General features: G+C 68.1%; 5 protein-coding genes. All 5 read right to left on the bottom strand.

What is annotated here, in order from left to right; genetic code table 11:
• The coding region (locus tag ACIQ67_RS19080) for an FAD-dependent oxidoreductase (protein WP_397535959.1) at nt 1-221 on the bottom strand (221 nt) is incomplete at its 3' end.
• Between the two features lie 14 nt (nt 222-235).
• Nucleotides 236-2062 (bottom strand): AMP-dependent synthetase/ligase, encoded by a 1827-nt coding sequence (locus ACIQ67_RS19075; RefSeq protein ID WP_397535958.1) that lies wholly within the window; start codon nt 2060-2062, stop codon nt 236-238.
• Between the two features lie 123 nt (nt 2063-2185).
• Nucleotides 2186-3067, bottom strand: coding sequence for a 3-keto-5-aminohexanoate cleavage protein (locus tag ACIQ67_RS19070; RefSeq protein WP_397535957.1), 882 nt, complete (start codon nt 3065-3067; stop codon nt 2186-2188).
• On the bottom strand, nt 3067-5052 hold the full coding sequence (locus ACIQ67_RS19065; RefSeq protein ID WP_397535956.1) for an acetyl/propionyl/methylcrotonyl-CoA carboxylase subunit alpha: 1986 nt from the start codon (nt 5050-5052) through the stop codon (nt 3067-3069). Before ACIQ67_RS19065 ends, ACIQ67_RS19070 begins: the two co-directional genes overlap by 1 nt.
• Before the next feature lie 17 nt (nt 5053-5069).
• On the bottom strand, nt 5070-5620 hold a 551-nt coding region (locus tag ACIQ67_RS19060; protein ID WP_397535955.1), incomplete at its 5' end, for an enoyl-CoA hydratase/isomerase family protein.

Genomic DNA, 5620 nt, shown 5'->3' with positions numbered 1-5620 from the left:
ACGCTGAGATGGCGCAGCAACGTCTGGCTGAAATGGCCGCGCAGGCCCAGGCGCGGCGCCCACAGCAAGCGCTTGGGGTCTTCCGACGCGGCGCGCATGTCTGCGGCAGAGACCTCGCGCCCCTGCTCCAGCACCAGCACGCGATGCCCCTTTTCGGCCGCTCGCAGTGCGGCCACCGCGCCGCCGAAGCCGCTGCCGATGATGATCAGATCCCAGTCCATGACGGGATCTGCGCTCAGTCACCAGCGTAGAGGGACTCCACCAACTCGCGGTGCGCCTCGATCACCGCCTTGCGCCGCAGTTTCATGGTCGGCGTCAGCTGCCCGGCGTCGATGCTGAAGTTGCCCGGGATCACCGCGAACTTGCGCACCGAGCCGACGCGCGCATGGCGGCTATTGACGACGTCCACCTGGTCCTGCACGGCGGCCAACAGCTTAGGGTGCTGCTCCAACCCCTCGCGCGGCAGACCTTCGCGCTCGGCAAAGGCCTTCAGCTCGTCGGCCTTCAGCGTCAGCAGCGCGGCCAGGAAGTGCCGCCCCTCGCCCACCACCACCGCATGCTCGATCAGCGGTTGGCCCATCAGATCGCTCTCCAGATTGGCCGGCGAGATGTTCTTGCCGCCCGAGGTGATGATCAAGTCCTTCTTGCGGCCGGTGATGAACAGATAACCGTCGGCATCGATGCGGCCCAGGTCGCCGCTGTGCAGCCAGCCGCCCTGCAGCGCCTCGGCGGTCGCCGCCTCGTCACCGGCATAGCCCTGGAACACGCCGGGGCTCTGCACCAGCACCTCGCCGTCATCGGCGATGCGCAGCGCCAGGCCCGGGATGGTGCGGCCCACCGAGCCCACGCGCGTGGCGCCCACCAGGTTCAGCGTGCTGGGGCCGCAGACCTCGCTCTGCCCATAGAGCTCGCGCACCGGAAGATCCAGGCCGAAGAAGAACTTCAGGATCTCGGGCGAGATCGGCGCGGCGCTGGACAGCAGCAGCGTGGCCTGATCCAGCCCCAGCGCCTTGTGCACCTTGCCCAGCACCAGGCGGCGCGCCAGCGCCATCTGCAGGTTCAACAGCGCATCGGGCGTGCGGCCGGCCAGCGTCAGCTCATGCCAGCGGCGCGACACGCCCATGGCCCAGCGCGCCAGAGCGCCCTTGATGCCGGTGGCGGCGCCGATCTTCTCAGACAGCGCGGCGTGCATCTTCTCCCACAGCCGCGGCACACCGAAGTACACGGTCGGATGCACCTCCCTCATGTGGTCCAGCAGCTGCTCGATGGCGCGCGCAAAGTAGATCGCATTGCCGGCGCGCGCCGGCGCGTGGATGGCGCCCACCTTCTCGGCCACATGGGCCATTGGCAGGTAGGAAATCAGGCGGCCGCTCTCGTCGATGCCGTAGATGCTGTTGAGCGACTGCGCCGTCCAGGCCAGATTGCCGTGGCTGAGCATCACTGCCTTCGGATGTCCGGTGGTGCCGCTGGTGTAGATCAGCGAGCCCAGATCCGTCAGCTTGATCGCTGCCATGCGACGGTCTACCTCGGCCTGCAGACTCACCGCATCCGGCCCGTCGCCCAGGGCCAGGAAGTCGTTCCAGCACAAGGTGTTCGGCAAGGTCGCGCTGCCCATGCTGACGACCGACTTCAGATGCGGCAATGCCGCACCGCGGCCCTCGATCTTGGCCAGCTGCGCAGCGTCCTCCAGCAGCAACAGCGGCGCCCTGCAGTGGTTGAGGATGTACTCCACCTCGGCCGGCGCGCTGGTCCAGTAGATGCCGGCGCTGGTGGCGCCGACCATCATCGCCGCATGGTCCATCACCAGCCACTCGGGCCGGTTGAAGCCCAGGATGCAGATGCTCTGATGCGGCTGCACGCCCAGTGACACCAGCGCACGCGCGACCTTGCGCACCTGCTGCAGCAGCGTCGCCCAATTGGTGGGCTCCCAAGTCTGCTCGCCGCGCACGAAGTAGGCGGGCTGCTGCGGTATGCGGGCCGCGGTCGCCAGCAGGCAATGGGGGGTAGGCAGCCGGCTCGCATCGCCTTGGCGGCTGCGGGCGTGCACGTTCGCTTCGCTCATCGTTGTCTCCTCATGAGCGCACTTCTTTGTGTTGCGCTCTATGGCTGGGGTGAATCCGGGAACTGCTACTTCATGAACTGCTCGTCTCTAGAGGGATCGACATCCGTGCCTGGGTGCGCGGCGTCAGTGCGCCGCCAGCCCCAGCAGCAGGCGCGCCTCGCCCGGGCTGGCCACGGCCCGGCCGGCCTTGGCAGCGCATTGCGCCAGCGCCTCGATCAGCGGGCCGTTGCCGCTGGCGCGCGAGCCGTCGGGCAGGTAGAAGGTGTCTTCCAGGCCGGTGCGCAGCATGCCGCCCAGTTCGGCGGTCTTCTGGTGCACCGGCCAGATCTCCTGGCGGCCGATCAGCGTGGTCTGCCACACCGCGTCCTCGCACAGATAGCGCGGCAGCAGGGTCAGCAGATCGGCGTCGCAAGGCATGCCTGAAGCCACGCCCATCACGAAGTTGTATTCCGGGCGACCCATGCTCTTCTTGAACATGCCGTTCTTCACAAACATGCCCACGGCGCGCACGATGCCCACATCGAAGCACTCGAACTCCGGGTGCACGCCGCAGGCTTCCATCACATCCAGAAAGGCCTGCACCTTGGCCACCGGGTTGTCGAACACCATAGGCGGCCAGGCCCAGGAGCCGTCTTCCTTGAGCTTCAGATAGTTCAGGCTGCCGGCATTGCAGGCGGCAATCTCGGGCCTAACGCGGCGGATGCAGGCCTCGGGGCCGCTGATGTCCTTGCCGATCACGCCGGTGGTCAGGTTGATGATCACGCCCGGGCAGGCCTCGCGGATTGCGCCGACGACGGACTCAGCCACGTCCGGGTCCCAGCTGGGCAGATGGCCCAGGCCCTCGTCTTGCATGCGCAGATGCACATGCATCACCGAAGCGCCGGCGTTGAACGCATCGCGCGCTGCCTCGGCCATCTGTGCCGGCGTCACAGGCACCGGATGCTGCATGGGATTGGTCAGCACGCCGGTAAGCGCGCAGGTGAGGATGGCTTTGTCAGCACTCATTATTCGGTCTCCAATATTTCCAGTTCGATCAGCAAGGCGCCCGCGGCGACGGATTCCTGCGGCGCCGCATGCACAGCCGTGACCCGCCCGGCGCAGGCCGCGCTGAGCCACATTTCCATCTTCATCGCCTCGACGCTGAGCATGGGCTGGCCCTCGGCCACCACATCGCCGGGCTTGACCAGCACCTGCGCCACCAGGCCGGCCACAGGCGCGATGGCGCGCAGCGGGTCGTTGGCATCGGCGCTGGCCGGGATCGGTGACGGCTCTTCGAACACGAACACCGCCGCATCGCTGACCAGCTGAAGGCGCATGCCCTCGCGCAGTGCAATCAGCCAGCGCTGCACGCCGTCCACGCTGACGAGCATGCGGCCGTCAGCATCGCGGCCCAGCAACTGCACGCGGTGCGTGGTCTGGCTGCCAACCGGCGCCAGCTGCACGGTATCGCCGGCCAACAAGCGGGCGCGGTAGCGGCGCTCTCCTTCGTCGTCATGCTTCAGTTTCAGATCGAAGCTGGACAGCGGCGCGCTCAACGAAGCGCTGCTCACCGGGGCTTCGTCCTCGGGCAGTGCCAGCAGCGCGGCGGCGACAAGCCAGTCGGTGTCAGAGGGTAGCGGGCGCTTCAGCAACGGCTCGCCACCCACGGCCCAGTCATCCAGCAGGCTGGTGTGCATGTGCGCCGCGCGGAAGTCCGGATGCTGGATCAGGTCGCGCAGAAAGCGGCCGTTGTTGACGATGCCCAGCAGCGGCGCGTCTTCCAGCGCGGCGGCGAGGCGGCGGATCGCATCCTCGCGGTCGCGGCCGTGCACGATGAGCTTGGCCACCATCGCGTCGTAGTAGGGCGACACATCGCCGCCCTCGACGATGCCGTCGTCGATGCGCACGCCGGGCTGGCGCGCGGCGATCTGCGGGCGCCACCATTCGATGCGCCCAGTCTGCGGCGCGAAGCCGGCATACGGATCCTCGGCATACAGGCGCGCTTCGATCGCATGGCCCTTGAAGGCGATCTGCGACTGCTTCAGAGGCAGCGGCTCGCCCGCGGCCACGCGCAGCTGCCACTCCACCAAGTCCAGCCCAGTGATGCATTCGGTCACCGGGTGCTCGACCTGCAGGCGGGTGTTCATCTCCAGGAAGAAGTGGTTCATCGCGTCGTCGACGATGAACTCCACCGTGCCCGCGCCTACATAGCCCACGGCCAGCGCGGCAGCCACAGCGTCGCGGCCCATGGCATGGCGCATGGTCTCGCTGACCACCGGCGACGGCGCCTCTTCGATGACCTTCTGGCGGCGACGCTGCGCGGTGCAGTCGCGCTCGCCCAGGTGCACCGCATGGCCGTGGCCGTCGGCGAACACCTGGATCTCGATATGGCGGCCGCGCTCGATCAAGCGCTCCAGCATTAGCGTGCCATCGCCGAAGGCGCTCTGCGCCTCGCGGCGCGCGCCGGTGATGCCGGCTTCCAGTTCTTCCGCCTTGTGCACCAGCCGCATGCCGCGCCCGCCGCCGCCTGCCACCGCCTTGACCAGCAGCGGATAGCCCAGGGCCTGGGCCTCGCGCAGCAGCGTGGCCTCGTCCTGTTCCTCGCCCAGATAGCCGGGAGCGCAGGGCACGCCGGCGTCGATCATGCGGCGCTTGGCGCCGGCCTTGTTGCCCATCGCGATGATGGCCGAGGCCGGCGGGCCGATGAACACCAGGCCTGCATCGACCACGGCCTGCGCAAAGTCGGCGCGCTCGGACAGGAAGCCGTAGCCGGGGTGGATGGCGTCGGCACCGCAGCGCTTGGCGGCTTCGATCAGCGCGTCAGCGCGCAGATAGGACTCGGCCGCGCTGTTTCCGCCCAGCGCGATGGCCTCGTCAGCCAGGCTTACATGCGGCGCGTTGGCGTCGGCATCCGAATACACCGCCACCGTGCGATAGCCTAGCGCGCGCGCCGTTCGCATGACCCGGCAAGCGATCTCTGCCCGGTTCGCAATCAGTATCTTCTTGAACATCTCTATCCGTCCTCAGCTCAATGCGTCGCCCACCGCGGCGCACGCTTCTCGACAAAAGCCGCGATGCCTTCCATGCCCTCATCGCCCAGCGCCGCCTTGGCAAAGACCTGTGCCGCATCGGCCACCAGGCCTTCCGCCGGCTCATGCAGCGCGCGCGCCATCAGCGCCTTGGTCGCGCCAACGGCCTGGGGCGCGCACTGGCGCACCTGGGCCAGTGCGGCATCCACGGCAGCGTCCAGCGCGCCGTCCTCGTGAAGCTCATGCACCAAGCCCAGGCGCAGCGCCTGCTCGCCATCGAGTCGGCCGCCGCTAACAGCCAGGCGGCGCGCCTGCGAATAGCCCAGGCGCTGCACTAAAAATGGCGCGATCTGCGCAGGAACAACGCCGAGGGACGTTTCCGGCAGGCGGAAGCTCACCGAGCGGCCGGCCAGCGCGATGTCTGCCACACAGGCCAGGCCGAAGCCACCACCCATCACCGTGCCTTCCAGCACCGCAACCGTGGCCAGCGGCGTGCGGTCGAAGGCCACGCACAGCTCGCCGAAGGCGGCATTGAACTGCTCCAGAACGG

Origin of the sequence: Roseateles sp. (assembly GCF_044373315.1) — a bacterium.
In the GTDB taxonomy this organism is placed as follows: Bacteria; Pseudomonadota; Gammaproteobacteria; order Burkholderiales; family Burkholderiaceae_C; genus JACDQM01.
The sequence above is the reverse complement of the archived record's forward strand: the minus strand, read 5'-3'. Positions and strand labels throughout refer to the sequence as shown.